Below are 3,279 nucleotides of genomic sequence, written 5' to 3' on the forward strand. Positions count from 1 at the left end.
ACCCTCGTCTGGGTCGGCCTCTTTGCCGCCCGGCTCGCCGTGCAGGTGCCGCTGTACCTGGCCAATAACGCCGATCTGCTCGGCCTCGCGCGGATCGTGATGGGAATGCCGCTGTTCGCGCTCGTGGTGCTGTTTACCTGGCTCACGCTGCGCCGCTTCGCCGCCCCGCCGACCGCGGCCCCCGAGCCCCCGCCCGCCTCCTGAGGGGCGCGGTCGCGCCGGGGCAGGCGGGAAAGCCCCCGCCCGCCCCGGCGTGTCCGCCGGGTGTCAGGTTCGGCTCCGGAAGCCTGATAGAATTATCTTGATGTCGAGATAGTTTGTTCCGGGGGGAACGCCCGGCCGCCGTGGTTTCGGACGCCGGCTCTCCCCGTGGCACACTGGTCTCATACGGATCAGCGAGTGAGGAGACTGTCGTGGTTGCGGTCAATAGTTTTGGTGCGAAGAGCACCCTCTCCGTCGGAGAGAAGTCATACGAGATCTTCAAGATCAGCCAGGTGCCCGGGGCGGATCGACTGCCCTACAGCCTGAAGGTTCTGCTGGAGAACCTGCTGCGCACCGAGGACGGCGCCAACGTCACCAAGGAGCACATCGAGGCACTCGGCAACTGGGATAAGGACGCCCAGCCCGACACCGAGATTCAGTTCACGCCCGCCCGCGTGATCATGCAGGACTTCACCGGCGTGCCCTGCGTCGTCGACCTCGCCACCATGCGCGAGGCCGTCGCCGACCTGGGCGGCGACCCCGAGAAGATCAACCCGCTGGCACCCGCCGAGCTCGTGATCGACCACTCGGTGATCTCCGATGTGTTCGGCACGCCCGACGCCTACGTCAAGAACGTGGAGATCGAGTACCAGCGCAACGAGGAGCGGTACCAGTTCCTGCGCTGGGGGCAGAGCGCCTTCCAGGACTTCAAGGTGGTGCCCCCCGGGACCGGCATCGTTCACCAGGTCAACATCGAGTACCTGGCCCGCGTGACCTTCACCCGCGAGGTGGACGGCGAGCTGCAGGCGTACCCCGACACCTGCGTCGGCACCGACTCGCACACCACGATGGTCAACGGCCTCGGCGTACTCGGCTGGGGCGTCGGCGGCATCGAGGCCGAGGCGGCCATGCTCGGCCAGCCCGTCTCCATGCTGATCCCGCGCGTCGTCGGCTTCAAGCTCTCGGGCAAGATCCCCGCTGGCGTGACCGCGACCGACATCGTGCTGACCATCACCGAGATGCTTCGGAAGCACGGCGTCGTCGGCAAGTTCGTCGAGTTCTACGGCGAGGGCGTCGCCTCCGTGCCGCTCGCGAACCGCGCCACGATCGGCAACATGAGCCCCGAGTTCGGCTCGACCGCCGCGATGTTCCCCGTGGACGACATCACGCTCGGCTACCTGCGCCTCACCGGCCGCAGCGAGGAGCAGGTCGCGCTCGTCGAGGCCTACGCCAAGGAGCAGGGCATGTGGCTCGACCCGGCGAAGGTCCCGGACTTCAGCGAGATGCTGGAGCTCGACCTGAGCACCGTCGTGCCCTCGATCGCCGGACCCAAGCGTCCCCAGGACCGCATCGAGGTCTCGGTCGCCAAGGAGCAGTTCGCGAAGGACCTCGAGAACTACGCCCAGGCCGCCAACCCGGCCCTTGTCAAGGACGCCTCCGGCCAGGAGTTCACGATCGACCACGGCGCGGTCACCCTCGCCTCGATCACCTCCTGCACGAACACCTCGAACCCCTCCGTGATGCTCGCCGCGGGAATCCTCGCGAAGAACGCCGCGCTCAAGGGCCTCAAAGTGAAGCCCTGGGTCAAGACGACCCTCGCGCCCGGCTCCAAGGTCGTCACCGAGTACTACGACAAGGCGGGGCTCACCCCCTACCTGGAGGACCTCGGCTTCTACCTCGTCGGCTACGGCTGCATGACCTGCATCGGCAACTCCGGCCCCCTGAACGACGAGATCTCGGAGGCCGTGCAGAGCCACGACCTCGCCGTGACCAGCGTCCTCTCCGGGAACCGGAACTTCGAGGGTCGGATTAACCCCGACATCAAGATGAACTACCTCGCGAGCCCGCCCCTGGTCATCGCCTACGCCCTTGCCGGTTCGATGTCCTTCGACTTCGAGCGGGACGCGCTCGGTCAGGACCAGGACGGCAACGACGTGTTCCTCAAGGACATCTGGCCCGACACGCTCGAGGTGCAGCAGACCGCTGACTCGTCGATCGACACGGCCATGTTCGACGACAAGTACGGTTCCGTCTTCGACGGCGACGAACACTGGCGCGCCCTGCCCACCCCGGACGGCAACGTCTTCGAGTGGGACAGCGAGTCCACCTACGTGCGCAAGCCCCCGTACTTCGACGGCATGACGATGGAGACCACCCCGGTCACCGACATCGAGGGCGCCCGCGTTCTCGCGAAGCTCGGCGACTCGGTCACGACCGACCACATCAGCCCCGCGGGCAACATCAAGGCGGAGACCCCGGCCGGTCAGTACCTCATGGAGCACGGCATTTCTCGCCGCGACTTCAACTCCTACGGCTCGCGCCGCGGGAACCACGAGGTCATGATTCGCGGGACCTTCGCGAACATCCGGCTGCGCAACCAGCTCTTGGACAACGTGGAGGGCGGTTACACCCGTGACTTCACCCAGGAGGGTGCCCCGCAGGCCTTCATCTACGACGCCTCGCAGAACTACCAGGCCGCGGGCATCCCGCTCGTGGTGCTCGGCGGCAAGGAGTACGGCTCCGGCTCGTCGCGCGACTGGGCGGCAAAGGGCACGAGCCTGCTCGGCGTGAAGGCCGTCATCACCGAGAGCTTCGAGCGGATCCACCGCTCGAACCTGATCGGCATGGGCGTGCTCCCGCTGCAGTTCCCCGAGGGCGAGAACGCGGACAGCCTCGGCCTCGACGGCACCGAGACCTTCTCGATCGCCGGCGTGACGGAGCTGAACGAGGGCCGCACCCCGGCCACCGTGCACGTGACCGCGGTTGCCGAGTCCGGCAAGACCACCGAGTTCGACGCGGTCGTCCGCATCGACACCCCCGGTGAGGCCGACTACTACCGCAACGGCGGCATCCTGCAGTACGTGCTGCGCTCGCTCGTCGCCTAAGCGACCGCGACCGGCAGAATGCGGCTCACCCCTCGGGGTGGGCCGCATTCGGCGTTGTGGGCCGCGTTCGGCGTTTCCGGGGCGCTAGCCCCAAAAGCGCAGGTCGTCCGGGAACGGTCCGCCGTCCGAGGATGCCTGTTTTCGCGCGGCGAGCCACCAACGGAGCCTGCGCAGCCCCATGTATACCGTCCAC

At 67.3% G+C, this 3,279-nt stretch carries 2 protein-coding genes; both read left to right on the forward strand.

Going from position 1 to position 3,279, the window contains the following annotated elements:
- Window positions 1-204, forward strand: a 204-nt coding sequence (locus OOT08_RS16125) for a DUF3159 domain-containing protein (protein ID WP_325093843.1), incomplete at its 5' end; no start/stop codon positions are given.
- A 209-nt stretch (window positions 205-413) separates the two neighbouring features.
- Window positions 414-3,086: an aconitate hydratase AcnA gene (gene acnA / locus OOT08_RS16130; protein ID WP_325093844.1), complete on the forward strand. Its 2,673-nt coding sequence runs from the start codon at window positions 414-416 to the stop codon at window positions 3,084-3,086.
- Window positions 3,087-3,279: the final 193 nt, after the last annotated feature.

Origin of the sequence: Leucobacter sp. M11 (assembly GCF_035726885.1) — a bacterium.
Lineage (GTDB): Bacteria > Actinomycetota > Actinomycetes > Actinomycetales > Microbacteriaceae > JAPFRB01.